Source organism: Alicyclobacillus sp. CIJ1 (assembly GCF_057538885.1).
In genome coordinates, this window is the sequence record NZ_BAAJPH010000129.1 from 1 (window position 1) to 284 (window position 284).

Here is a 284-nt window from a genome sequence, read left to right on the forward strand (position 1 = left end):
AAGACAGATGCGAAGCGACATGCGAGCGAGGAAGGCGCAGAAGCGCCGGCTCGGGACGCAAGCTTTGCAGAGAAATCTGAGGCGAAGAGAGACGTGAGCGGGTACGCTTGAAAGAGCGACTCGCAACCGAGCTTCGCCGACGCGATACAGATGCGAAGCGACATGCGAGCGAGGAGATCTGCAGGCCGAAGGCCGAAGCCCTCCGAGCGAGCATGGAGCGAAGCAGGTCTGGTGACCATAGCGGAGGGGCAACACCCGTACCCATCCCGAACACGGACGTGAAG

At 61.6% G+C, this 284-nt stretch carries 1 rRNA gene; it reads left to right on the top strand.

What is annotated here, in order from left to right:
* Positions 1–227: 227 nt before the first annotated feature.
* Positions 228–284, top strand: a 5S ribosomal RNA gene (gene rrf / locus AC27E8_RS11750); the annotation flags it as partial.